Origin of the sequence: Actinomadura sediminis (genome assembly GCF_042675525.1) — a bacterium.
Taxonomy (GTDB): domain Bacteria; phylum Actinomycetota; class Actinomycetes; order Streptosporangiales; family Streptosporangiaceae; genus Spirillospora; species Spirillospora sediminis.
Genome location: NZ_JBHTJA010000052.1, coordinates 1 through 24,371, shown reverse-complemented (window position 1 = coordinate 24,371; position 24,371 = coordinate 1). Strand labels below are relative to the sequence as shown.

General features: G+C 74.9%; 21 protein-coding genes. 7 read left to right on the top strand and 14 right to left on the bottom strand.

Going from position 1 to position 24,371, the window contains the following annotated elements:
- Positions 1 to 17 precede the first annotated feature (17 nt).
- The 6 genes from ACFQ11_RS23185 to ACFQ11_RS23160 form a co-directional block, all read right to left on the bottom strand.
- The gene (locus ACFQ11_RS23185; protein WP_378302009.1) at positions 18 to 1,313 is read right to left on the bottom strand and encodes a hypothetical protein; all 1,296 of its coding nucleotides are present in this window, start codon (positions 1,311 to 1,313) and stop codon (positions 18 to 20) included.
- Positions 1,314 to 1,347: 34 nt separating this feature from the next.
- Positions 1,348 to 1,551 (bottom strand): hypothetical protein, encoded by a 204-nt coding sequence (locus ACFQ11_RS23180; protein WP_378302007.1) that lies wholly within the window; start codon positions 1,549 to 1,551, stop codon positions 1,348 to 1,350.
- Between the two features lie 55 nt (positions 1,552 to 1,606).
- Positions 1,607 to 3,364 carry an HSP90 family protein gene (locus tag ACFQ11_RS23175; protein WP_378302005.1) on the bottom strand — a complete coding sequence of 586 codons (1,758 nt, stop codon included), beginning with the start codon at positions 3,362 to 3,364 and terminating at the stop codon, positions 1,607 to 1,609.
- Positions 3,365 to 3,408: 44 nt separating this feature from the next.
- On the bottom strand, positions 3,409 to 5,676 hold the full coding sequence (locus ACFQ11_RS23170) for a hypothetical protein (protein ID WP_378302003.1): 2,268 nt from the start codon (positions 5,674 to 5,676) through the stop codon (positions 3,409 to 3,411).
- A gap of 42 nt (positions 5,677 to 5,718) precedes the next feature.
- Positions 5,719 to 5,961: a hypothetical protein gene (locus tag ACFQ11_RS23165; RefSeq protein WP_378302001.1), complete on the bottom strand. Its 243-nt coding sequence runs from the start codon at positions 5,959 to 5,961 to the stop codon at positions 5,719 to 5,721.
- A 181-nt stretch (positions 5,962 to 6,142) separates the two neighbouring features.
- Positions 6,143 to 6,433, bottom strand: a complete 291-nt coding sequence (locus ACFQ11_RS23160; protein ID WP_378301999.1) for a hypothetical protein — start codon at positions 6,431 to 6,433, stop codon at positions 6,143 to 6,145.
- Positions 6,434 to 7,009: 576 nt separating this feature from the next.
- On the opposite strand from ACFQ11_RS23160, the gene ACFQ11_RS23155 reads away from it, so the two are divergent.
- The gene (locus tag ACFQ11_RS23155) at positions 7,010 to 7,585 is read left to right on the top strand and encodes a GNAT family N-acetyltransferase (protein WP_378301998.1); all 576 of its coding nucleotides are present in this window, start codon (positions 7,010 to 7,012) and stop codon (positions 7,583 to 7,585) included.
- Between the two features lie 809 nt (positions 7,586 to 8,394).
- On the opposite strand, the gene ACFQ11_RS23150 is transcribed toward ACFQ11_RS23155, so the two are convergent.
- Both ACFQ11_RS23150 and ACFQ11_RS23145 read right to left on the bottom strand, forming a co-directional pair.
- Entirely contained in the window at positions 8,395 to 8,763 is a 369-nt protein-coding gene (locus ACFQ11_RS23150; RefSeq protein ID WP_378301995.1) for a RusA family crossover junction endodeoxyribonuclease, read from the bottom strand.
- A 21-nt stretch (positions 8,764 to 8,784) separates the two neighbouring features.
- The gene (locus ACFQ11_RS23145) at positions 8,785 to 9,600 is read right to left on the bottom strand and encodes a hypothetical protein (protein ID WP_378301993.1); all 816 of its coding nucleotides are present in this window, start codon (positions 9,598 to 9,600) and stop codon (positions 8,785 to 8,787) included.
- A 116-nt stretch (positions 9,601 to 9,716) separates the two neighbouring features.
- On the opposite strand from ACFQ11_RS23145, the gene ACFQ11_RS23140 reads away from it, so the two are divergent.
- The 4 genes from ACFQ11_RS23140 to ACFQ11_RS23125 all read left to right on the top strand — a co-directional run bounded on the left by ACFQ11_RS23140 (position 9,717) and on the right by ACFQ11_RS23125 (position 12,512).
- The gene (locus ACFQ11_RS23140) at positions 9,717 to 9,926 is read left to right on the top strand and encodes a hypothetical protein (protein ID WP_378301991.1); all 210 of its coding nucleotides are present in this window, start codon (positions 9,717 to 9,719) and stop codon (positions 9,924 to 9,926) included.
- 85 nt (positions 9,927 to 10,011) lie between these two features.
- Positions 10,012 to 10,758, top strand: coding sequence for a maleylpyruvate isomerase family mycothiol-dependent enzyme (locus ACFQ11_RS23135; RefSeq protein WP_378301989.1), 747 nt, complete (start codon positions 10,012 to 10,014; stop codon positions 10,756 to 10,758).
- Between the two features lie 973 nt (positions 10,759 to 11,731).
- A complete protein-coding gene (locus tag ACFQ11_RS23130; protein ID WP_378301987.1) occupies positions 11,732 to 12,274 on the top strand; it encodes an RNA polymerase sigma factor in 543 nt (180 codons plus the stop codon).
- A complete protein-coding gene (locus ACFQ11_RS23125) occupies positions 12,261 to 12,512 on the top strand; it encodes a hypothetical protein (RefSeq protein WP_378301985.1) in 252 nt (83 codons plus the stop codon). The genes ACFQ11_RS23130 and ACFQ11_RS23125 overlap by 14 nt, the downstream gene beginning before the upstream one ends.
- 101 nt (positions 12,513 to 12,613) lie before the next feature.
- Here ACFQ11_RS23125 and ACFQ11_RS23120 read toward each other — a convergent pair whose 3' ends face one another.
- Complete coding sequence (locus ACFQ11_RS23120) at positions 12,614 to 15,661, bottom strand: hypothetical protein (RefSeq protein WP_378301983.1); 3,048 nt, start codon at positions 15,659 to 15,661, stop codon at positions 12,614 to 12,616.
- A gap of 159 nt (positions 15,662 to 15,820) precedes the next feature.
- On the opposite strand from ACFQ11_RS23120, the gene ACFQ11_RS23115 reads away from it, so the two are divergent.
- Positions 15,821 to 15,946: a hypothetical protein gene (locus tag ACFQ11_RS23115; RefSeq protein WP_378301981.1), complete on the top strand. Its 126-nt coding sequence runs from the start codon at positions 15,821 to 15,823 to the stop codon at positions 15,944 to 15,946.
- A 108-nt stretch (positions 15,947 to 16,054) separates the two neighbouring features.
- On the opposite strand, the gene ACFQ11_RS23110 is transcribed toward ACFQ11_RS23115, so the two are convergent.
- The 5 genes from ACFQ11_RS23110 to ACFQ11_RS23090 all read right to left on the bottom strand — a co-directional run bounded on the left by ACFQ11_RS23110 (position 16,055) and on the right by ACFQ11_RS23090 (position 22,258).
- Positions 16,055 to 17,167 (bottom strand): cystathionine gamma-lyase, encoded by a 1,113-nt coding sequence (locus ACFQ11_RS23110; protein ID WP_378301979.1) that lies wholly within the window; start codon positions 17,165 to 17,167, stop codon positions 16,055 to 16,057.
- 124 nt (positions 17,168 to 17,291) lie between these two features.
- Complete coding sequence (locus ACFQ11_RS23105; RefSeq protein ID WP_378301977.1) at positions 17,292 to 18,527, bottom strand: RNA polymerase sigma factor; 1,236 nt, start codon at positions 18,525 to 18,527, stop codon at positions 17,292 to 17,294.
- Positions 18,527 to 18,865, bottom strand: a complete 339-nt coding sequence (locus ACFQ11_RS23100) for a YciI family protein (RefSeq protein WP_378301975.1) — start codon at positions 18,863 to 18,865, stop codon at positions 18,527 to 18,529. Before ACFQ11_RS23100 ends, ACFQ11_RS23105 begins: the two co-directional genes overlap by 1 nt.
- 253 nt (positions 18,866 to 19,118) lie before the next feature.
- Complete coding sequence (locus ACFQ11_RS23095; protein ID WP_378301973.1) at positions 19,119 to 20,753, bottom strand: fatty acid CoA ligase family protein; 1,635 nt, start codon at positions 20,751 to 20,753, stop codon at positions 19,119 to 19,121.
- 122 nt (positions 20,754 to 20,875) lie between these two features.
- Positions 20,876 to 22,258 (bottom strand): pyridoxal phosphate-dependent decarboxylase family protein, encoded by a 1,383-nt coding sequence (locus tag ACFQ11_RS23090; RefSeq protein ID WP_378301971.1) that lies wholly within the window; start codon positions 22,256 to 22,258, stop codon positions 20,876 to 20,878.
- Positions 22,259 to 22,704: 446 nt separating this feature from the next.
- Between ACFQ11_RS23090 and ACFQ11_RS23085 the strand changes: the two genes are divergently transcribed.
- Positions 22,705 to 24,371, top strand: a 1,667-nt coding sequence (locus ACFQ11_RS23085) for a serine/threonine-protein kinase (protein ID WP_378301969.1), incomplete at its 3' end; no start/stop codon positions are given.

Genomic DNA, 24,371 nt, shown 5'->3' with positions numbered 1-24,371 from the left:
CCGAACCCCCGGCGCCGTCAGGCGAACCGCGAGCTGCGCACGGGCCCGGGCGAGCCGACCGGCTCCCTGGGCCCGTCCGGCCAGTGCGCCCGCACCGCCGTGACCATCGCGGCCAGGGCGTCGTCCGGGTCCGGCGGGGTCTCCCCGTCGCCCTCGTCCGCGGCCGGTGCCGCCCGGACGATCTCGGCGGCGACCTCCGCCGCGGGCCGCGCGTCCGGCTCCGTCCTCTCCATTGCCCCGCCCGGCGCCGCCCGCAGCCCCGCCCCCCACGGCGGGACGACCACCTGGTGCAGCAGCCCGCTCACATCGGCGGTGACCGGCGGCGGATCGGTCCAGCAGGTGGCGTGCTCGAACAGCACCTGCCCCTCGGCCCGCTCCCACAGGCCGCCGAGCGCGTCGCCGTCCACGTCGTTCAGGTCGTAGGCGACGACGAGCGAGCCCGGGCGTCCCGGCGCGAACGGCTCCGCGGGCAGCCCGAGCAGTTCCGCGACGGCCAGCCCCAAGATCGTGCTGGACCGGTCGGGCAGCGGCATGACCCGGTCGGGCGCCGCCCCCGCCGCGTCCAGCACGAGCCGCAGCCGCTCGACGCCGCGGCGGCACTGCCCGTACGCGTCCCCGAGGTAGGCGAACCGTCCGGTCATCCCGGCGGCGAACCCGTGCGGCGCCAGCGACAGCAGCACCGCCCCGGCGATCGCGAACTGCCAGCCCCGCAGGTCGCGGTCGTCCAGCGGCGACACCGCGCGGACCGCCCGCGCCCGGGCCAGCATCCGCCGCAGCCGCTCCGCGGCGGGCGCCCACGTCCCGTCCGGTTCCGGCAGCCCCCGCGCCGCGTCCTCCGCACGGGCGACGTCCCCGGCCATGAACGCGTTGTAGGCGAGGAGGTACCGGTCCGGCCACGGCTCCAGCAGAGCCGCGCGGGCGTCCAGCTCCGCGACCGCCTCCGCGTGCCGGTGGTCCCGCTCCAGCGCGGCGACCAGCTCCCGCACCAGCCCGATCTCCCCGGGCAGCAGCTCCAGCGCCGCCCGCAGCGCCGGGACGGCGAGGGCCGCCGCCCCACGCTCCACGCACGCGTACCCGAAGTCGTACAGCTCCTGCGCCCCGGGCTCCCCGCCCCGGCGGAACAGGCCGCGCCGTCCGCCCGTCCCGGCGACCGCCGCCGCGGCCTCCCGCAGGTCGTCGAACCCGGACGCCGCCGCGGCGCCCTCGGTCAGCCGCGCCAGTTCCCGGAGGTCCATGCTTTCGGCGTTCGCCCGCAGGTGCCGCAGCAGCCCCGGAATGTCGCCGTTGTCGAGAAGCACCTGCGGATCGTCCATGAGCGCGCACCCTACTGCCCGCCCCGCCCCGGGATCACCGCATTTTCCGGCGCGGTCCTCGGGCGCGCCCGTCGCCGAGGGCGAAGGCGGCGCGGGTGTGGAACGCCGTCCCGAGCGCCTCCTCCCACCGGTGCGCGTACCCGCCGAGGTGGTCGCGGGCCGAGGCGGCCGGCCGCGAGAAGCTCCAGTCGTCCTCGGGCTCGCGGCACGCGCCGGCATCCCGCGGAACGCCGCTCACGCGGCCCGCGCCCGGACGAGCGCGCGCCGCAGCTCCGCCTCGTCGAGCACGGCCGTCAGCCCTCCCGCACGGCGTGCTCGACCAGCCCGAGGAACGCGCGGTTCACCCCGGCCACGTCGTCCGGCCGCAGCGGCCGGTTCCCGGTCAGCAGCGCGTACCCGTACAGCGCCTCGACCGACAGCTCCACCACCCGGACGTTCGGGGTGCTCGTCAGCCGCGCCACGATGGGGTTGCGGTGGTTGAACACCAGCCGCGGCCCGGCCCGCTCCGGCTCCCCGGTGTCGGTGAGCTCCGCCCAGACGCCGTCCGCCGCGGCGTCGGCGCCGTGCCCGCCCGGGTCGCCGTCCAGGTACACGACGGGCAGCGACGCGGGGGAGAACGACCGCAGCAGCGGCTCGCATCCCGCCCCCGCGAGGGCCCGCCGCGCCGCCACCAGGAAGTCGCGGGCCGCGAACTCCACGCCCGGCCCCACCGGGCCGAACCGCGTCGCCAGCTCCGACGGCTCCAGCCTGCGCACGTCCAGATCCGGGTCGAGCCGCCGCAGCCGGTTCAGGATGTCGACGTGGTAGACGTAGCCGCCGTTCACGAGCGCGATGCCCTGCGCCGCCGCGATGCCCGACAGCTGCCGGAACTCCTCGACCCGCGGCGTGTACCGGATCGACCGGTGCCGCGCCCGCAGCTCCGCGAGCGTGACGGTCCCCTCGCTCGTCTCGAACGGGACCTGCTCGTCCACGATCCGCAGCATCTCGGTGTCGTGCACCGCGAGCGCCATGACCCCCCGGTAGTGCACCTTCAGGAAGTCCCGCATCCGTTCCGGGTCCGTCGCGGCCAGCCGCACCAGCCACGACCGCAGCGCGTCGCCGAGCCGTTCCCGCGTCACCGCCAGCAGGTCGTCGTCGTACAGCTGCTCCCGGCTCGCCGTCGGCCGCAGCTCCCCGGCGTCCACGACGCAGCGGACGAAGAACGCCCACTCCGGGAGGACGCTTTCGACCCGGTCGCCCAGCAGCATCCGCTTCAGGTACACCCGGTGCGCCGCCCGCTCGCTCGGGTCGCTCTCGTACGGCAGGACGAACGCCGCGCCGCGCAGCCCCGCCTCCGGAACCGCCAGCTCCACGGCGTCGAACGGCACCGCGCCCAGCACCCGCGTCCCGTACCCGAGCAGCTCGTCGCGGCCCCGCTCCCACGGCGGCGTCGCCTCGGTGACCCGTTCCCCGTCCACCCGCACGTCGCAGGGCAGCAGCGCCCCGTAGTGCCGCACCAGCTCCCGGACCGTGGACGCCTCCAGCCAGTGCCCGAAGTCCCTGCGGGCCCGCAGCGTCACCGTCGTCCCCGGCTCGTCCCGCCGCCCCGGCGCCACCGTGTAGTGCCCGTCCGCGTGGCCCCGCCACACGACCGCCGCGGCGTCCGGGACGGCCGCGCTGCGCGTCACGACCTCGATCTCGTCGGCGACGAGGAAGCACGACAGCAGCCCGATCCCGAACTGCCCCAGGAAGTCGTGCCGCGCCAGCCCCAGCCCGTCCCGCTTCGAGGAGTTCCCGATCGTCGCGAGCAGCTCGTGCACCTGCGGCTCCGTCAGCCCGATCCCCGAATCGCGGACGCGCAGCTCCCCGTCCGCGGTCTCGAACAGGATCGGCGCCGCACCGCCCGCCGCGTCCGTCCCGGTGCCGCGCGCCGTCATCGCGTCCACCGCGTTCTGCAGCAGCTCCCGCACGTACACGCGCGGGCTGCTGTAGAGGTGCCGGCTCAGCAGATCGACGATCCCGCGCAGATCGACGTTGAAGTTCCGCGCCCCCGCCGGCTCCCGACTCGCCATCACCCCACTGAGATGATCGCCCGCCGCACCCGGTTCCCGCGGGTTCACCCGGTGACCGCGCGAGTGTGGAAGGCCGTGCCGAGGACCTCCTCCCAGCGGCGCGACTCCTCCGCGACGGACCCGCGGCACTCGCGCGCGAGCCGCGCGTACGTCCAGTCGTCCTCCGGCTCGCAGCACGCGTCGGCGGGCCACGTCCAGTTCTCGGCGTGCCCCGCCTCCGCCAGCAGCTCGCATACCCGCGCCCCCGCCGCGTACAGCCGCATGTCCGCGAACGTGAAGTCGTCGTCCTCGTTCGAGCCGTGGAACAGGGGCAGGGCCCGGTGGAGGATCTCCCGCCCGCGGTCGAGCAGGCCGATCTCCGCGCAGTACCGCAGGTGGGCGGTCACCTCCGGGTGCCCGGACGCCGTCGGGTGGGTGCGCTCGTGCACCGCGCGTGCGTCGTCCGTCCGCCCGGTGCGCAGGTAGGAGAGCAGCAGGAGGTCCTCGCGGTCGTCGCCCGCGAGCGGCGCCATCGCCTCGATCGCCTCCCCGTCGCAGCCGAGGTCGAGCCACCACCCCACGCAGCGCAGCACGTTCTCGCGGCTCGCGTACCGCTCCACCGGCGGCAGCTCCCGGAACCGCGCCCACGCCCCGCGGGCCGCCCCGGCGTCACCGGCCCGCGCGGCGGCCTCGGTGCGGAACCAGCGGACGTGGTGCAGATCGGCGGTCCCGGGACGGACGCGCCGTTCCGCCGCATCCAGCAGGTCGCGGACCTGCCGCAGGTGCGGCCCCGGACGGGTGAGCGACTCGTCCAGCACGACCGGGACGGCCCGCCACAACGCGTCGAGCCGCTCCGGGGCCGCCGCGACCGTCCCCTCGTCGAGCATGCGGAACAGTTCCCGCAGCGCCGAGAACCGGTGCCTGGCCCAGCCGCGCCACCCGAGCCCCAGCAGGTCGTCCAGCAGCCGGAGCCGCGCGTCGGCGAGCACGCCCGGCTCGCCCGCCGCCATCGCGTTCTGCATCACCTGCTGCGTCAGCACGATGCGCGGCCTGGGCCGCTCCACTCCGCGCGCCCGCTCCAGCCCCTCCCGCAGCCCGGCGGCGTCCGCGGCGTCCAGGTGGACGGACGGCGGCGGGACCGCCAGATGCGACGGCGGCTCGATGCCCGGCGGCAGCTCGAGCCCCTCGACCAGCGGTTCGGCGTGCACGAGCGCGTCGATCCGCTCCCCGAACGCGGACGTCCCGTTCAGTTCGTCCACGCGCCGCGCGAGCCTGCCCGCCCGCCACCGCAGCTGCGCGCCGAGCTCCGCCCAGCTCCAGATCGCCAGGTCGGTGCATCCGGGGTCGGCGCACGTGCACGCCCAGACCCACTCGCGGTCGAGGCCCTTCGCCGCGGCCCGCAGGCACAGCAGCGCCGCCGCGGCCGCCGTCCACGCCTCCACGACGTACCGGCAGCCGTACCCCATCCGGCCCAGGTTGCGGTGCAGGACGTCCAGCCCGCGTTCCTCGTTGCCGGTGCGGGCACAGAACTCCAGGTGCGCGGCGACGGCCTCCAGCTTCATCCCGGACCGGGCATAGGTGCGCTGGTGCAGCGCGACCGCCTCCGCCACCCGCCCGGTGTGCAGGTACGGGAGGAGACAGTCCACGTGCTCCACACGGTCCGAACGAGCGGGGATCTGCCCGGCCAGCACGGGCGCCATCGCCTCGATCGCGCGTTCGTGGTGGCCGAGCTGCGCCCACATGGTCGCGTCGCCGCGCGCCACGCCGTCCGGGAGGAAATGCTCCGTCGGCACGTCCTGCGTCCGCAGCCCGCGCCAGAGCCGCTCGACCTCGCCGACGTCGCCGCGCCGCGCCTCCAGCCGCATGCGCGCGACCCGCAGCGCGTACCGCGCCGCGGGCCTGGTCGGCGGGCAGTACCGCTCCAGCTCGTCGATCAGCCGGCGCGTCCGGTCGGCCGGCTCCGGATCGAACCGGGTGTACCAGTCGAGCAGCCGGTAGAACTGCGTCCACATCGCCTCGACCGACGACCCGTCGCACAGGTGCGGCGCCTCGTGCCACATCAGGAGGCTCTTCCGCAGGACCCGGAGCCTCGGCGCGACGGCCTCCCGGGAGTGCTTCGTCCAGCCCTTGAAGCCCAGCGAGTAGGCGTACTCGATGCGGATCTCGAAGAGGATCCCCGGCTCGCCGTACGCCTCCGCGTCCGCGTGCAGCGCCTCCATCTCGGCGAGGTACCGCTCCTTGTCACCGCCCGGTTCGTCCGGGCAGAGCTTGCGCGCCTCCTGGTACCGCCGCCGCAGCTCCGCACCGCCCGCGTCCGCCCGTTCGCTCAGCACGAGACTGAGATGCCGGCCCCCCGCCCCCGGTTCCGACTCGGTTCAGCCGCGGGCGTCGCATCGGCGTCGCTCCGCTTCGAGCACGTCCGCGAGGGCGGACCGCTCGGCCTGGTGACGACGGAGGAGTTCGGCGCTGAACTCCGACCACGCGGCGTCCTGCTCGTCGGTCATCTGGGCGCCGTGAACCTCGGACTCGACATCGGGGCGGGCGTCGAGGAACCGCGTGAACAACGCGCCCATCTCCCTGCTGTGCCGCCGGTTGAGTGCGATGCGTCGCGGATCCACCAATCCCACCTCCAGCGGCGCCGACCGTCCTCGCGCCCGTCCAGCGTAAACGTGCGGGAGGGCGAAGACCGGCCTCGATCCGGAGCTCGGATCGCCCGTCCGAAAGTGGCCTTCGCCAGACGCGCCACGCCCCGGGGACGCGTGCCCCTCTCGCCGGTGGACCGCCGTACCGCCGAGTGCTTCACGCCCGGACATCGGCGGCGACGATCTCGGCGATCAGCGGAAGCACATCGTCCCGCCAGACCACGGGACTGGGCACGTCGTTTCCCTCGAAGACCGCCCCGCTGTAGGCCGATACACTGAAGATGATCCCGCCTTTGACGCAGGCGACCTCGGGGAAGAAAAGCGTAGTCGGGCCGCACCGGGCACCCGCGATGTTCTTCGCGGGATAAGGGATCGCATGGACGACCTCCCCAAAGTATTCGAGGTTCGATTCAGGTTTACCGACTCTCCTGATGTCGACCCGGATCACCGTAGTGTCCATCTTGTCGCCGGGAAACCCCACAGCCGGCCCCCCACGCGGCGGCCGTCCTCCCCACGCGCGGCGGCCGTCCTCCGCATGGGCGGGGGGCCCACCACGGACGGCGGTGTTCCCTACGTGGTGGCGGTCCTCGCCGCGCCCAGGGAGCCTAGGGAACGGGACGGACGAGCCGGCGCCACGCCACCCGCACCGCCCGCCCTGGCCACCGACCCCGCGCCCCAACCTGCCCGGCGGCATACCCGCCTCGTTCGTCCCGGCGGCGGTGTCCCCCACGCGGCGGACGTCTCCCTCATGTGCGGCGGTGGTTCAACCACGTGCGGCGGTGTTCCTTGCGCGCGGCGGTGGCCGTCGCCGCCTCCGGCATCTGGGCCCGGGGGAGTGGGGCGGGCGCATCACCGCGGCGCTTCCCCGGTACATGACCGTCCCGGTCTACCGCGCCTTCCACGAATGCCCCGGCCGCGGCGACGCACTGCGGGGAGAGGGGACCGAGGCGTGAGCCGCGGGGACCGGAAGAGGGCCCTCGAAGTGATTTCTGAGCGTCACCACGACTCTGTCATCATGAGATCCATGCGCCACCCTCTTGACACCCTCGACTGGCCGATTTCCACCGAGCGACTGCTGTTGCGCCGGGCTTCCCCCGACGACCTGGACGCGACCTGGGCCTTCCGGCGGCTGCCGGAGACTCAAGAATGGGTCACGGCCGCCGTAAAGACCTACGACGACTACCGTGAGCGTTTCCTCCGCGAGAAGCTGCTCGCAGACCTGCTCGTCATCGAACTGGACGGCCGAGTGATCGGCGACCTGACACTGAAGGTCCAGGACGCCTGGGCCCAGGAAGAGGTCGCCGACCAGGCGGAAAACGTCCATGGAGAGCTCGGGTGGACGCTCGATCCCTCCTACGGCGGAAAGGGCTACGCCACCGAAGCGGTACGCGCCCTCATCGACATCTCCTTCAACGGTCTTGGCCTGCGCCGCCTGCACGCGGAATGCTTTTACGACAACGAATCCTCGTGGCGGCTGATGGAGCGGGTCGGGATGCGCCGCGAACAGCACACGGTGAAAGACTCACTCCACCGCACCAGGGGATGGCTCGACGGTCTCGCATATGCGCTCCTGGCCGAGGAATGGCCCGCTCACAGGTGATCCGGCGTCGCCCGACCTGCCCGGTGATCTGTACGTCCTGTCGCGGCTCTCCGTCCCGTGCGGCGGCGTCCCGTCCATCGCGGTGAACCTGGAAATGCTGCGCGACACGGCGGCCACGCTCCTCGACCGGGACCTGAGCGGGTCGCACTCGGCGATCTACAAGGAGGCCCTGGGCGGATTCTCCCCGGCGGCTCTGGAGGGCGACGCGCTCGTGCACTATGACGTGCACGCCGGAAACCTCCTGGCCGCCGGGGGGCCAACCTCATCGACTGGTCGTTCGCCTGCCGGGGCGCCGCCTGGGACGATGCCGCTCTGCTCGTCCCAAGGCTCTTCGAGGCCAGGCGCACCCCGGCGCCGGCCGAAGCGTCCATGACCGCCGTCCCCCGCCGTGCGGCGATCGAGGCCGTCTGGGCGCATACGTCACCCACCGCGAGGACCGTCCGGGCTGGTTCGGCACGGATGTGCCATTCGCGGAACGGGGGCGGTCACATTACCTTTGGCGTGATCTGCCGTTCTCTGCGGAGAGAGGTTTTCGGGCGTTCCCCATGTGCCTTGCGTGGGCGGCGTGGACCGTCGCCTTGAGAACGAGGCCCCTGGGCCGGTGAGACGATTTGACCCGTCCGGCCTGGCTGGCGCTACGCCTTCGCCGGCGGCAACCCCATCACACGCGTCGAGGGCAACGGCCACTTCAGCTGGTAAAGCGTCGGCAACTACAGCGTTCGAAGCCGGCTCGGGGACGCGAGCGGTACTGCGAGGGCCGTCCGGCTTGGTTCGGCGGGATGTGCCGCGCCGCTTGTGGAACGGGGTGTTCAGAGCAGCCACACGTCGATGGTGGCGCCGGGACGCTCGTCCGCCGACGGGAGGCGCTTGGACGCCTCGATTCGGTCGACCCGGCCGTCGGCGGGCTGCGGGGTCCCCTTCCAGGGACGCAGTCCGAAGACGCCTTCCATTGCGTCCAGGGTCGGCTTGATGAGGTTGTCGAGGTCCCAGACTTCATTGGACGTTCGCGCCGCCGCCAGACGGAACTCGATGCGCACGCCGAAGCGTCCTTCGCCGGGCGATACGCCCGAGCGTGCGACCGCGTCCCGAACCGCCTGTTTCCACGCCCGTTCATGCGCGGTGGCGAAGGTGGCGGGTCGGCCCTCCACCTCCAGTGTGACGAGATGACGGCGTTCCATGCCCGGCATTCCTCTTTCGCCCTATCGGGCCTCGGCGGCGGTGTCGAGGAGTTCGCCGACCGTGCGGGGTTCCGCCGTCTTGCTCGGCAGGCCTTGCAGCAGGTCGTGGCGGGCCTCGGTGGCATGGCCCTGGGCGAGCTTCAGCAGCAGTTCGTCCTTCTCGCTCGCCGGCAGCCGCTCGATGTGGGCGGCGAGTGCGGCGTCGGACGGCTCGGGGGCGGCGGCGCGCGCGGCGACGTCCAGGAGCGTGTCGTCCAGGCGGAGGAACCGGGCGAGCGCCCGCTGCGCGGGGGTCGGTGAGCCGAGGCCCGCGGGGACGGGCGGCTCGGTCGCGTCTTCCGCGTCGTCGCCGAACGCGTCCTCGTCACGCTCCCAGGTCCCGTAGGCGGCGAGCCACGCGAGGTACAGGGGACGCAGGTCGCCTTCGGCCAGCTCGGCCCGGACGCCGACGAGGGACGACAGCGTCGGAACCTCGTCCTCCTCCCATTCGCCGTCCTCCTCCTCGCTGTGGATGTCGAGGACGACGTGGTCGCCGGTCGTCCGGACGATCACATGCTCGTCCACCGCGTACCTGCGGGCGACGCGGACGGGGAGCCGATCCTGGGGCAACCGGAGCATCAGCCTGTGCGTTCCCCAGTTCGCCCAGTACAGATGCGCGTCGTAGTAGAGCGACATCAGCGTGTCCGGATCGCCCTCGAAGTCGCCCCACTCGTACTCGTTCACGAAGCTGGTCGCGGTGATCTCGGCCCGTGTGGACAGGGCACGGATGTCGTCTCGTTCGTCTTCGTCGAGGGGCCGGTCGATGGCCAGGAACTCGTAGTACTGGTACTCGCTCATTTCGACCGGGAGTGTAACGATCGGCGCCGACGGCCGTGGCCGGTCGTGATGAGTTCCGGGGCGGGACGGAGTCATACCAGCGAGAACACTGGTGGACCGGCGAACGGAGGACACGTATGGGGAAGCTCATCTACTCGATGGTCACCTCGCTCGACGGGTACGCCGAGGCGGCGGAGGGCGACCTCGGCGCCGGGGCCGAGGACCCCGAGGTGCACACCTTCATCGGCGACCTCTTCCGCCCCGACGGCGTGCGCCTCGACCTCGAACTGGTCGAGGAGCGCGCCTTCGGCGGCGGACTGGTCTACGCGCGGTACCGGACCCGCTGAGCCGCGCCGGACGCCCCCGGAGAGTGGACGCACGTTCCGCGTGTTGCTCGGAGGGGGGCGGCGCTCGTCTGCTGGGATGGGCGGCATGGATCATGTTCGGTTCCTCGAGTGCCTCGCGGCCGACCGGTCCCGGCTCCGCGCCGTCGCGGCGTCCGGGCCGTCCGCCCCGGTGCCCACCTGCCCCGGCTGGACGGTCGCCGACCTCACCCGCCATGTGGGCCACGTGTACCTGCACAAGACCCTCGCGATGCGGGAGGGGGCCGAGCCCGAGCAGTGGCCGCCGGACACGTCGCCGGACGAGACGCCGCTCGACCTGCTCGACCGGGGCTACGCCGGGCTGCTCGCCGAGTTCACGTCCCGCAAGCCCGACGAGCCCGCCGGCACCTGGTACGCCCCGGACCGGACGGTCGGCTTCTGGATCCGCCGGATGGCGCACGAGACGGTGATCCACCGCATCGACGCCGAGCTCGCCACCGGCCGTCCCGTCGCGGACGTCCCCGCCGACCTCGCCGTCGACGGCGTCGACGAACTCCTCAAGGTGTTCGTGGCCTACGGCGTCGCCGAATGGGGCGACTACTTCACCGGCGTCCTCGGCGCGTCCCCCGGACGGACGTACGCGCTGCGCACCGACGGCGGGGCCTGGCGGGTCCGGACGGGCCCCGGCCTGTTCACGGTCGAGGACGGCGACGCCCCGGCCGACGTCACCATCGAAGGCCCGCCCGCCGCCCTCCTGCGCTGGGCCTGGAACCGTCACGGCGAAGGCGTGACCATCGACGGCCCCGCCGAGGCCATCGAAGAGCTACGCCAGTGCATCACCACCGCCACCCAGTAACGCGCTTCCAGGTACCGCTGTACCGAGCACTCCGCCATTGCCGCCGGGCCGTCGTAGGGATGTGCTTGTGTATCGAGTACACGCATACCCTGAGGTGAGGCGCTTCGATGGGCGAGCGCAGCGAGGGTTCCCTCACCCCGGCGACGAGCAGCTTTCGCTGACGACGGGCGTGTCCGGGCCCGCGCGGCCCGGTGCCGCGCTGGACGTCCCGCAGGTGTTCGGCGGCGCGACGTCGCACGAAGTGCGCGACCGACTCGAAGACTTCGTCCGGCGTGACCTGCTCGGGCCGTGGGGCGGGCCTGCGGAGGGGTTCGCCCCTCGGGCGATGGGGCCGCGCGAGCGGTATCTGGTCGGGATGCTCGGGGCGAAGCACGAGGTGGTCTCGGTGATCCAGGACGCGGCGGAGGTGCTCGACACCGAGACCGGGGTGGACGGCGACGCCCGGGAGGGCGAGCCGCCGGAGATCGTCACCCCGCAGGTGCTCGGGCGCATCTGGGCGTCGTCGCGGCCTCGTGGGGGCGCTACGGCCGGCACGAGCGGGAGGGCGAGGACGGCAAGAAGATCCGGGTGTGGGCGCGGGAGCCGGTGCGCCCGCGGGCGACGTCGACCGGGCCCTGCACGGGGCGGGCCGCGCCATCGCCCTCCCCGGCCCAAGTGAGCGGCCGACGACATCGAGCGACTGAAAGGAGCCGGCGGCGCGGCGTTGCGCTCCGTCTCCGGACGTGATCGGTCGGGCGTTCGTGGGCGGGGCCGCGGAGGGGCGGCCGGGTACCGTCGAGGCTCCGGATCGTGCGGAGGGGCCTCCGGGCGATGAATCCTTTTGCGGGCGGCGTGCCTCCTATGGGCGCGTCGGCAATCCGGCCGGCGCTGAGATCGGAGGCAATCATGACCCTCGTCGTCGCCGTCCTCGTGGGCGCGGGCGTACTCGTCTGCGTCTGCGCGCTGACCCTGCTGCGCCGCCGGAGCCGGTCGCGTGGCTGACGTGACCTGGCCGGCGGAGGATCTCGTCGCCGCCGCGCAGCGCGGCGACGCCGAGTCGCTCAGCGCGCTCGTGTCGGGATCGCATCCGCACGTCCAGCGGTTCGCCCGGACCCTGTGCCCGTCCCCGCAGGACGCGGAGGACGCCGCGCAGGAGGCGCTCATCGTGCTTTACCGCAAGATCGGGACGTTGCGCGCCTCGGCGGCCCTCGCGTCGTGGATGTTCCGCATCGTCCGCCACGAGTGCGTGCGGCGTGTGCGGCGCGCGGCACAGGGCCGCGAGGTCCCGGACGGGCTCGCCGCGTCGGCCGAGGAGGAGGCGCTCCGGCGGCTGGACGCCGAGCGGGTCGCGGCGGCGATCGGCGCGCTGCCCGCCGACCAGCGGCGGGTGCTGATCATGCGGGACGTCCAGGGCCGCTCGGGACGGGCGGTCGCGAACGCGCTCGGGTTGAGCGTCCCGGCGATGAAGTCGCGGCTGCACCGTGCGCGCGCGACCGTCCGGCGCGAACTGGAGGGGACCTTCGATGGGCGACGGTGACTTCGCGAGCGTGTCCGTGGCGCGGCATCTGACGCGCGGCGCGATCGGGTTCGGCGCGCTGATCGGGGCCGTGGCGCTGCTGCCGGTGACGGGGCCGTGGAGCCTGCTCCTGCTGCCGGTCGCGTTCGCCGCGCTGCGGGGCTGCCCGGCCTGCTGGGCCGTCGGGCTGGTGCAGACGGTCTCGCGGGGGCGGCTGCGCGGGTCCTGCGCCGACGGCCGGTGCACGGTGACGCGCTGAACCGGCGCCGTGCGGCTCCGCCCGTGCGCCCGGCACGGGCGGGGCTCGCACCGTTCTACTCGAACACGCGTGTTCGGGGTTATGCCGAAGGGACCGTCGTCTCAGCCGAGGTCGTCCCAGGACCATGGAGGCGCCGGGCTCCCGTCCGGTTCTCTGCCGAACCGGTACCGCTCGCCGTGTTCGGCGTTGGCCGCGAACAGGTCGAACATGCCTGCGGCCGGCAATCGGGCGGTCAGTTCCGCGACATGGGCGGGAGCGCCGAGTTTCCGCAGTGCCGCGAGCAGACCGGTGATCGGCGGGTCGTCCAGCAGGTCGGCGTCCGGTCCCGGCTCCTCGTCGATGCGGACGTGCGCGGCCGGACGGCGGTCGAGCAGTGCGGCGATCTCCGCGTTCTTGCCGAGCCGGGAGAGGAAGGTCAGGAGCCGGGCGACGTTCGCGGGGCTGGTGAGGTCGTATCCGGCCGCGACCCGCGCGGTCAGCGCGTCGACCTGGTCGTGTGCGTCGAGCTCCCGCAGGGCGTCGACGAGTTCGATGACGCCGTCGAGGTCGTCGAGGGAGACGTGGGCGGCGGGTTCGCGGTCGAGGACCGCGGCCACCAGGTCGTGCGGCCCCCTCGCCGCCAGGAATCTCAGTATGTGGGCGACGTATCCGGCTTCGTCGAGCTCGCATTCGGCGGCGGATCGCGCGGCGAGCGCGTCGATCTGGTCGTGCGCCCCGGCTTCCCGCAGTTCGTCGAACAGAAGGCGGGTCCCGTAGGAGTTGGTGAGGCGCACTCGGGCGGCGGGATCACGGCTCAGCAGCGTGGTGACGTGTTCGGTGGCCCCGAGCGTCCGCATCAGTTCCAGCAGGTAGCCGACGCCCAGGGGGTCGCGGAGTGGAGTCTGGGCGGCGGCTCGGGAGGCCAGCGTCATGGCCGGCTCGCGGGCTCCCAGGCGGGCCAGCCCGCCCAGGAGGGACGCGGTCCCGTACGTGTCGTCGAGATCGGCGCGGGCGGCGCGGTCGAGGGGATCGTCGGCCGGGACGTGCGCGGCCGCTCGGGCGGCCAGCGCGTCGGCCTGCTCGTGCGCCCCGACCGCGCGCAGCCGCGTCACCAGATGACCCACGGCGTACGGGAATTCGGTCGGGGTATGTGCGGCGGCTCGGACGGCCAGGGCGACGGTCTGGGCGGACGCCCCGGCTTCGTGCATGGCGGCCAGCAAGGCGGCCACGGCGAAGGGGGCGTCGGTGGGGGAGCCGGAGGCGGCACGGTCGGCGAGCGCGACGGCATGCTCGTCCGCGTCGGCCCTCCCGAGATCTTTCAGCAGGCCGGCGACGGAAGCGGGCTCGTCGGTGGGGCCGTGGGCGGCGGCGCGGGCGGCCAGGACGGCGAGTTGCTCCCGCGCCCCCGCTTCCAGCAGCTCCCGCGACAGGAGGGAAACGGAATGAAGGGGGTCGACGCGGACGTGAGCGGCCGGATCGCGGTCCAGTAGCGCGGAGACCTGCTCCATCGCCCCCGTCTTTCGCAATAGCTGGAGGAGCGCGGCGATTCCGGAGGCGTCGTCGAGGACGACCCGCTCGACGGCCCAGTCCGCGGGGCGGAGATCCTCGGGATGCAGCGTGTGCAGCAGGTCGACGAGGAAGTAGGCCGCATAGGTGTGGCCGTGGTCGGCGGCGTTCTTGAACAGCTGGGCCGCGTCGCGGAGCAGGCCGCGGTCCCGCGCGGCGTTGCCGAGGGACCACATGTCCGCCGTGTGGGCGTGGACGGCGGCCGCCGTCCACAAGCCGATCGGCGGGATCTGCCCGGCCCGGTCGGCGCGGCCGTGCTGGTCGAGGTAGTCGGCCAGCCGAATCACCGGCCCGCCGGGCTCGGCGGCGGCGCCTTCCCGGCGGCCGGAGCGTGGGCGCGGGCGGGGACGGTCGGGACGGACGGGGGTGAGCGGGGCCCGGGCCCCTTTGCACGGCTCGGTGTCGGAGGCGTAGGCCAGGGCCCGCCCCAGCCAGTCCCGCTCCAGGCCGTCGCACTGGGCATCGGTCAGGTAGGCGAGGGCGGCCTCCGCGAGGAGAGGTTGCGGCAGGGCGTCGCGGTGCCCCATGCGGCGGGCGTCCATGGCCGCCCGGATCAGCGCCTTGGCCGCCGGGGGAGCGGTGCGGAACCGCTCCAGCAGCGCGGGGCCGCCGGCGAGGTACTGGGTGATCTGACCGTCGGCGGCGGACTCGGCCGCCTGTGCCAGCCGCGGGTCCGCGCCGGCGTGCTCGGCGAGAGCGGCCAGGTCGTCACCGGTGAAGTACTCCGGCACCTCGATCGTGGTGCCCTCCAGAACCTGCCGGGCCTGAGATCCCGGGGTTCGCGTCAAGACCGTGTGGTGCTCGGGCCACAACGTGCCCAGCACCAGCACCGGGGCACGGGCGGAATCGGCCAGGAGGCTGCGCAGCTTGGCCGCGACCTGCTCGCCGCCCAGGTACTCCTGGGTCTCGTTCAGCCACACGACCGTGCGCGGCCCGACGCGGTCCAGCCCGTCCAGCGCCGCGTTCGGGCGGGTCGGGTCGTAGGGATGCCACAGCCGCCAGCCCCCCGCCTCCCGCAGTGGCGCGAGCGCCTCCCAGCAGGCGCGGGTCTTGCCCGTCGACGAGCCCGCGACCAGCACCGCCATCGCGCTCGCACCCCCGGCGGCCCGCCGGACCACCGCGTCCAGACGCTCGTCGTGGGCCCGCCGCACGTACAGCGGGAGCTCACCGGACGCGTCGTCCGGGTCGACCGTGATCGGGCGGTGCACCTCCAGGGCGAACGGGTCGGTCACCTGGTCGAGGGGGACGCCCGGCGCGGTGTCCAGCCGGGCCGCGATCCACAGGTCGCGGGACCGGGCGGCGGCGTCCCCGGGATCCCAGCGGGCGGCCCGCGCGAGCACCGTGACGACCGCCACCACATCGGCCTGCTGCGCCGGTACGGCGACGTCCCGGATGATCCGGCGGATCGTGTCGCGTTCCGGGGCCCCGGCGAGTTCGTCGTCGGCGGCGACCCAGGCGGCGATCTCGTCCAGCGTGGGCGCCCCGGCCGCCACGTACAGCTCGTACACCAGGCTCTTGAGGTCGCGCAGCGGACCGGGCGGCGGCACGGGACGTTCGATCACCCGCGGGCGGCGCACCGGCCGGCCCTTTCCGTCGCCGCTCATCGCACCCCATCATCGCGCCCCCGCCCGCCTTTCCGCCCCGTACTGCGCGGATCGGCCCGACCCGGCCGCCGCTCATCGCAACTCGGTGACGGACCCGCCCGGGGGCGGACTCTGGGACCAGCCGGCCGGCGACCCGGACTCGACCGACGGAGGAACCCGATGACCAGCGCACCCCGACTGACCCGGACCGAACGACTCCTGCTGGCCGCCGCCGCGCTCCGCGGCGCCGTCGCCGGAGCCGTCCGCGCCCTCACCGAACGGCTCCTGGACCACTTCACCCACTAGCCGAGCAACGCGGGCCCCGGCACCGGGGCCCGCCCCGCTCTCCCCGGTGCGCGGCGGCCCGGGCGACGACGATCGCGTGGGCCGCCCCGGCTCGTCCGGCGGCTCAGGTCAGGTGCGGGCGGCGTCGAGGGCGCGCAGCGCGTCGGCGACGAGGTCGGCGGTGTCCTCGACGCCCACCGAGAAGCGGACGAACCCCGGTTCGACCGCGTCGCCGCCCCAGCGGCCGCGCCGCTCCGCCGAGCTGTGCACGCCGCCGAAGCTCGTCGCCTGCGTCACGAGGGCGAGGGCGCCGAGGAAGCGCTCGGCGAACGCCTCGTCGGGGAGCGTGAACGACACGATGCAGCCGAACCGCCTCATCTGCCGGGACGCGAGGGCGTGCGAGGGGTCGTCCGGGAGTCCCGGGTAGCGCAGCCCGGACACCTCGGGACGGCCGCGCAGCGCCTCGGCGAGCGCGAGGGCGTTCGCCGACTGCCGGTCGAGGCGCAGCTGCAGGGTCGCGAGCGACCGGTGCGCCAGCCACGCCTCCATCGGCCCGGGGATCGCGCCGACCGTCTTGCGCCACCACCGGACGCTCGCGGCGAGCCCGGGGTCGCGGGTGGCGACGTGGCCGAGCAGCAGGTCGCCGTGGCCCGTCATGGCCTTGGTGTCGCTGGCGACGGAGAAGTCGGCGCCGAGGTCGAGGGGGCGCTGCCCGAGCGGGGTGGCGAGGGTGTTGTCGACGGCGACGAGGGCGCCGCCCGCGTGCGCCGCCTCGACGACGCGGGCGATGTCGCACACGTCCAGGTTCGGGTTCGACGGGGTCTCCAGCCAGATCAGCCGGGCCCCGTCGAGCAGTTCGAGCTGGGCGTCGTCGGCCGTCGGGCCCATCCGGACCTCGACGCCGTAGGACTCCAGCCGCTCCTTCAGGGACCGTGTCGTCTGGTAGCAGTCGGTCGGCAGCACCACCGCGTCGCCCGCCCGCACCTGCGAGAGCAGCACGGCCGAGATCGCCGCCATCCCGGACGAGAACACCGACACCTCGGCGCCGCCCTCCAGCTCCCCGACGGCGTTCTCCAGCAGCGTCCACGTCGGGTTCCCGTCGCGGCCGTAGGTGTAGGGGCCGGACGGGTCGCCCGGCAGGTGGTAGTGCGCGGCGAACGCCGGTCCCGGCAGCGTCGGCGCGAACTTCTCCGCGGGCGGGCGCCCCGCGCCCACCGCCAGGGTCCCGTCCCCGATCTCCACTGTGGCCTCCTCGTACGCGTGAGCGTCATCGTCCCGCATCGGGTCGCGCGGCCTCCCGGCGGGACCCGGTTACGGGCGCCGCCGAACAGGGCGCCGTCCAGGAGCGTGGCCGTCCGCGCCGTGTTCACTCGTGGGCGAGCCGCTGTTCGAGGAGGACCTGCTGGGCGGGGTTGGCGGTGAGGTCCAGGGCCCGCCGGTCGGCGGTGCGGGCCTCCTCGGGCCGGCGGAGGGCGCGGAGCAGTTCGGCTCTGGTGGCGTGGTAGAGCGGGTAGCGTTCGAGGGTCGCGCGGTCGGCCCGGGGGAGTGCCTCCAGGTCGGCCAGGGCGTTGGACGCGCCGCCGCGGGAGCCGGGGTGGTGGTGCAGGGCGATGGCGCGGTGGAGCCGGTGCACCGGGGAGGGCGCCATCGCGAGCAGCATGTCGTACAGCACGACGATCTGCGGCCAGTCGGTGTCGTCCCAGGCCGGCGCTTCGGCGTGGCAGGCGACGATGGCGGCCCGCAGCTGGTGGGGGCCGGGACGGCGGAGCGCCGCGGCGCGTTCGAGCAGCCGGACGGCCTCGGCGATGGCGTCGTGGTCCCAGCGGGCGCGGTCCTGGTCGCGCAGCGGCACCAGGCCGCCGCGGGCGTCGAACCGGGCCGCGGCGCGGGCCTGGTGCAGGCGGACGAGCGCGAGCAGGCCGAGGACCTCGGGTTGCCGCGGCATCAGCCACGCGAGCTGGGCGGCGAGCCATTCGGCGTCGCCCGCGAGGTCGGGCGCGTGCGGGCGTTCCCCGGCGCTGGTCAGGTAGCCCTCGTTGAACAGCAGGTAGACGACCGACAGGACCTCCTCCAGCCGGTGGGGAAGCTCGGCGTCGGCGGGGACGCGGTAGGGGATGCCGGCCTCGGCGATCTTGCGTTTCGCGCGGGTGATGCGCTGGGAGACCGTCGATTCGGGGACCAGGAACGCGGCGGCGATCTGGGCGGTGGTGAGCCCGCACACGGCCCGCAGGGTGAGCGCGATCCGCGCGGCCCGCGGCAGGGCGGGATGGCAGCAGGTGAACAGCAGCTTCAGCCGGTCGTCGGGTTCGGACGGCACCGGCCACCGCAGCCGTGCCAGCTTGTCGCGCTGGACGGCCCGGCGGCGCAGGACGTCGATGCCGCGGCGGCGCGCGGTGGTGAGCAGCCAGGCGTCCGGATGGTCGGGGACCCCGTCGACCGGCCAGCGCCGCAGCGCCGTCTCGATCGCGTCCTGGACGACGTCCTCGGCGGCGGCGAAGTCGTCCAGCACCCGCACCAGGCACGCGGTGAGCCGGCCCGCGTGCTCGCGCACGGTGCGGGCCAGCTCGGCGTGCACCCGCGGGTCCGGGTGTTCGGACGTCATCAGGTGATCGGGCGGATCTCGACGATCGGGCACGCGGGCCAGGACCGGGCCACCGCCATCGCCTCGTCCAGATCGGCGACCTCGATCTCGGCGTACCCGGACACGACCTCCTTGCCCTCCACGAACGGCCCGTCGGTGACGATCGCGTCCTCGCCCGACAGCCGCACGGTGGTGGCGGTCTCGGCGGGCCGCAGGTGCGCGTGGTGGGTGATCACGGCCGCGTGCTCCGCGAACCAGTGCCCCACCGCCTCGAACGCCGCCTGCCGCTCGTCCTCGCTCATCGCCTCCAGTTCGCGGGCGAACTCCTCGTTCTCGACGAACATCAGCACGTACTTCACGTACCTCTCCTTCCCCGGTCGCGCGGGCCGGCTACTCGGCGGTCAGCGGGCAGTACAGGTCCGCTCCTTTCGTCGGGAGATGCTCTTCACCCCCAAGACGAACGGGCCCTCTCCCGATCCGACATCGCCGGCGACCGAATGTCGGACTCGGGCCGGTGCCGGCGTGCGAGGTGATCGCCGAGCGCGCCGCGGGAGGCCGTCCCCCGGCCTCCCGGTTCGCGGGCTTCGCCGGCGTGGCCCTCCACCGGCCGGGTCACCCGTCGCGTGTCGTGGCGAGGCGGTGCTCGGCCCACGCCGCCAGCTCGCCCCGGCGGATCTTGGTGTCGTGGCGGACGTCGACGGGGAACCGGTAGTGGAACAGGACGGTGCGGATCTCGGCGGTGCCGGGCCGCCGCGCCGCCAGCGCGAGCACGTCCGCGCGGATGCGGGACCGCTGCGCCCGGCTCGTCCCCGGTTCGGGCTCCACGACGAGCACGGGCCGCTGTCCCGGCGCCCGCCCGACGCCGACGAGCGCGGTGCGGCGCACGCCGCGCACCGTGTCGAAGATCGGCTCGACGTGGCCGGTGCACAGGACGCCGCCGGACGTGCGGACGCGATCGGCGGCGCGGCCCGCGAACCACAGCCGGCCGCGCTCGTCGAGGCGGCCGAGGTCGCCGGTGCGGTGCACGGCGCGGTCGCCGTCCTCGATGCGGGCGCGCGCGGTGGCGCCGGGCCGCTCCAGGTAGGGGTCGGCGACGGTCGGCCCGGTGACGGTGATCTCCCCGACGGCGCCCGGCGGGACGAGCAGGTCGTCGGTCCACTTGCGGATCGGCCCGTCGGTCACCGTGATGATCCGGACGAGCTGGCCGGGCAGCGGCGCGCCCACGCAGGTGCCCGCGCCGTCGGCCGTCGCGGCGCCGGTGAGCGCGAGGTTGCGGCCCTCGATGGCGCTGACCAGCATGCATTCGGTGGTCCCGTACGCGGAGTACAGGTCGGCGCCGGGCGGCAGGCAGGCGCGGGCGTGCTCCAGCACCGCGTGCGACAGCGGAGCGCCCGCCGTGTACACCGTCCGCACCGGGTCGAGGACGCGGCCGCGCGGCAGGCAGTACCGCGCCATCCGGTCCAGCACCGCGGGCGACGCGAACAGCACCGTGACGTCGAAGCGCCGGGCGTCCGACACCAGCACGGACGGGCGCCGCGGGTCGGCCGCGGGGATCACCGCGCACGCCCCCAGCACCGTGGCGGCGACGGCGAACGGCGGGAACGTCGACAGCACGCGCGTCCCGGGGGCGAGCGGCCGCGTCCGCTCCAGCATCCGCACCTGCGCCAGCAGGTGCCCGTGCCGGAGCGGGACGCCCTTCGGCGCGCCCGTCGACCCGGACGTGTAGGCGATCAGCGCGACGTCGTCGAGGGCGGGCTGCGGCCCGGCCGCCGGTCCGGCGGGCGCGTCCTCGCGCCGCCCGCGCACGGTGCGGCCCAGCCACAGCCGCCGCGGCCCCACGGTGATCGTCGTGCGGACGCACCGCCGCGCCCAGCCGAGCGCCACCCGCCCGACCTGCGCGAGCGGGACGCCGATGAACACCTCGGGCGCAGCCTCGGCCAGGCAGCCGCGCAGCGCCGCCTGCGGCAGCGCCCGGTCGATGAGGACCGGGACGGCGCCCATCCGCAGCAGCGCGTGCACGAGCGCGACCAGTTCGAGCCCCGGCGGGACCATCACCGACGCGCGGGTGCCCGCCCCGACCCCGGCCCTGCGCAACCCCGCCGCCGTCCGGTCGATGACGGCGGCCAGCTCGGCGTACGTCACCGCCCGGGGCCTGCGCCCGCCCGTCACGCACGCCACCGCGTCGGGCCGGGTCCATACCTGGCGCTCGAAGAGCGCCTCGAGATGACCGCCGTCGTCCACCGTCATGTCGCCCACGCCTCTCGTGCCATGACCCCCGCTTGACCAGGGGTTATAACATAGAGTTACGAAGCGATTACAGACAAGTGGCAGAACGGCGGGGCGGGCTCGCCGGCCGCGGCCGGGGCCGGTCACACGTGCGGGACGGCCTCCCGCAGCGCCGCCGCGACCCTGCGCACGTCCGCCTCGCCGGTCCGCCAGTTGCTGAACGCGGCGCGCAACGCCGGGACCCCGTCGTGGACGGTGGGCGTGAGGAACGCCTCCCCGGCGACCCGGTCGGCGAGCGCCGCCAGCCGCTCGGCGTCCGGGCGGTCGGCGAGGGTGAAGCACACGACGTTCAGCCGGACCGGCGCGAGCAGCCGCAGCCCCGGGACTGCCTCCACCGCGTCGCCCAGCGCCCGCGCGCACGCGGTGCACCGGTCGACGATCTCCCGGTGCCCGTCCCGGCCGTAGGCGCGCAGCGTGAACCACGCGGCGAGCGCCCGCAGCCGTCGCGAGTTCTCCGGCGTGAGATGCACCAGATCGGGCGCGTCGCCCAGCGGCCCCAGATACGCGGCGGCGTTCCGGAACACGGACGCCTGCAGGTCGGGCCGCCGCGTCAACTGGAGGGCGCTCCCGTACGGGACGTTCAGCCACTTGTGCAGATCGACGCAGATCGAGTCCGCCGCGTCGAGCCCTGCCACCAGGTGCGCGTGCGCGGGCGAGAGGGCCGCGAAACCCCCGAACGCGGCGTCGACGTGCAACCAGAACGGGTACCGGTCCCGCAGCGCGGCGACCGCCCGCAGATCGTCGAAGTCGCCGGTGTTGACGGTGCCCGCGTTCGCGACGACGACGCACGGGCCGTCCGCCTCCCGCAGCGCCCTCTCGAGCGCCGCCGGATCCACGGCCTCCCGCCCCGCCGCCGTGGGCACACCGGTCAGCGCGCGCCGCCCCAGCCCCAGGACCGCGAGCGCCTTGGGCACGCTCGAATGCGCGGCCCCCGACAGCACCCGCACGTCGCCGAGCGCGCCCGCCCCGTCCTCCGCCGGCGACACGCCCGCCCGTTCCCCGAGCCACTCCCGCGCGATCGCGAGCCCCACGGTGTTCGACACGGTCGCGCCGCCCACGAACGCTCCGTGGTGTCCGTCCGACAGGCCGAACAGCTCCCGCAGCCATCCGACCGTCTCCCGCTCCAGCTCCTGCCCCGCGCCGTCGAGCGACGACACCGGGTTCTGGTCCCAGACTCCGGTCATCCAGTCGCCCGCGAGCGCCGCGGGCGTCGTCCCGCCGGTCACGAACCCGAGGTACCGAGGGCCCGCGCTCGCCGACAGGGCCGGCTCCCACCGGTCGGCGAACGCCGCGAGCGCCCCCGCGAGCCCCGCGCCCTCCTCGGGCAGCCGCTCCGGCTCCGGCGCTTCCACCGCCGGGACCACCGCGCGTTCGCCCAGCCTCCCCAGCGCCCCGGCGGCGTGCCGCCGGACCTCCTCGAGCAGGCGCGCCAGCCCGTCCTCGTCCGCGGCGAGCTTCGGATGCATTCGACCTCCCGGTTCCGTCCGGTCACGACGCTAGGCCAAGCCGCCCTCCCCGCACCCGGTCCAATCCGAGGAACCGGCCCGCGTGTCCGAGGTCCCGCCGTCCCGGGCGCCCCGACCGGGTATGTCGGGCGGGCCCGTACGGTGTGCGGCGTGGACGACCGCGAGCTTCCCGGCGAGAACGCCCCACGATCCCTGGAACCCGCGCCGGGCCGTCCGCCCGGGCCGTGACGGCATGCCCGTGCCGGCGACGAAATTGGGGCGCGATGCCCTGGCCGGCGTCCGGCGGTTCCCCGCCGGGCCCGGCGGCGCCGGCGTGCCGCTGCGCGGGGTCGGCGGCGGCCCCGGTCTCGTCGAGGCAGCGCCGCCCCCGGGTTTCTCGCCGCCGCGGCCCGCCGAACCGGGGAATTGATCACTATTGTCGGGGTGGTTCTCTACGGTGATGCATCGTGAGCGACTCCGAACTCCCCGGCGAGCCTTCCGGCGAGGACGTCCTGACGATGCCGCCCGGCTGGCTGCGGCTGCTGCATCCGCGGCGGGGCGGCGTGCCCGTGCCGCCGCCCCGGGGCGGCCGCGCGGGGGAGGGTCGGGGCCTCCTGGAGGCCGCGGCCGGCGCCCTCGCCGCGCTGCCGTCCGACGAGAGGGTCGAGCCGGGGCTGCGCGACGCCGCGCGGCGGCACCTGGACGGGGAGCCCGACGCCGTGGGGGCGGCCGTCGCCGCGGCGGTCGCGGTCGCCGAGGCCGGCGGCGGGGGCGCCGACGGGACCGGCGGGAGGTGCCGGGCGCTCGCGGACCACTGGCGCGCCGAACACGGCATCGGGTTCGCGGCCTGCGCCGCGGTGGAGCTGAGCCGCCTGCGGATCCCCTCCGGGGACGGGCCGCGCACCCCGGTCCCGAACGAGGGCTCCTTCATCGGGCTGATCCGGGAGGAGACGCTGCGGTACGTGCGCCGCCTGCTGGCGGCGGCCTCCGACGCCGAGTACGCGGACGCCGTCCGGCGCCTGGCCGGCCACCGGACGACCGCGCCGCGGCGGCGCGTCGTGTCCTACCTCGTGCCGACGGAGGCCCGCTGGCTGGACGAGAGCGCCGCCGACCCGACCGGCGGCTACGAGGACCGGTGGCTGGCGCTGCACTCGGCCGACCGCGCCGAGCGGTTCGGCGGCGGCCCGTCCCCGCTGCACTACGCGGAGATCACGCGAGGGCTGCTCGGGACGCTGCTGGACGCGTGCGGCACGGACGTCCTGCCGATCCTGCTCGCCACGGTCGACCAGAACCTGCCCGCCCAGGTGACGGACGTGCTCCTGGAGGCCGTCGCGGTCCTCCCGACGGACGCCGCCTTCGCGGCGCTGCTGGAGCGCGCCGACCGGCCCCGGGTGCGGCCCGCGCTGATGGCGATGATGGAACGCTTCCCCGTGCGGGCGGTGCGGCTGCTGGCGGCGACGGACACCGCCGCGGCGCTCGCCCTGCTGAAGATCCATCTGACGGCCCGCCCCGAACTCGCCGGGCACCTGCCGGAGGGGGCCCGGGCGGTGCTGAGGCCGCCCGACACGACGCCGGAGGCCGACCCGGCGGCGCTGCCCGCGCCGCTGTCCGGGCTGCCGTGGGAACGGCCGGTGAAGCCGATCGTGCGGGTGCCGGAGCCGCCCGCGACCCGGACGGTCGCCTGGGCGGACGGGGAGCGCGAGGAATGGGCCCTCGCCGGCCTCGACGACATGCCCGTGCCGGAAGACGTGGACTGGGACGACCTCGAGGACGCCTTCCGGAAGGCCGACACCATGAGGCAGGCCCGGATCGCGGTGCACGGGCCGGAGGACGGCGTCCGGCCGCTCCTCGCCGGATGGGACGACCCGCCCGCCTGGCTCGACGGGGAGTGGGGCAGGTCCCTCGTCGCCCGGTACGAGGAGGACGCGCTGCCGTTCGCGCACCGCATGGCCAAGGGGGCGCCGCGGCGGCACGCGGGGCTGCTCGTGCCGTTCCTGGACGCCGAGGTCACGGCCGTGATGGGCGACTGGCTGGCCCGCGGCACCGGCGCCGCGGCCGCCGCCCGCGACTGGTGCGACCGGCACGGCCTCGCCGCGGTGCCGTTCGCGGCCCCGGCGGCGCTCGGCCGGGCGGC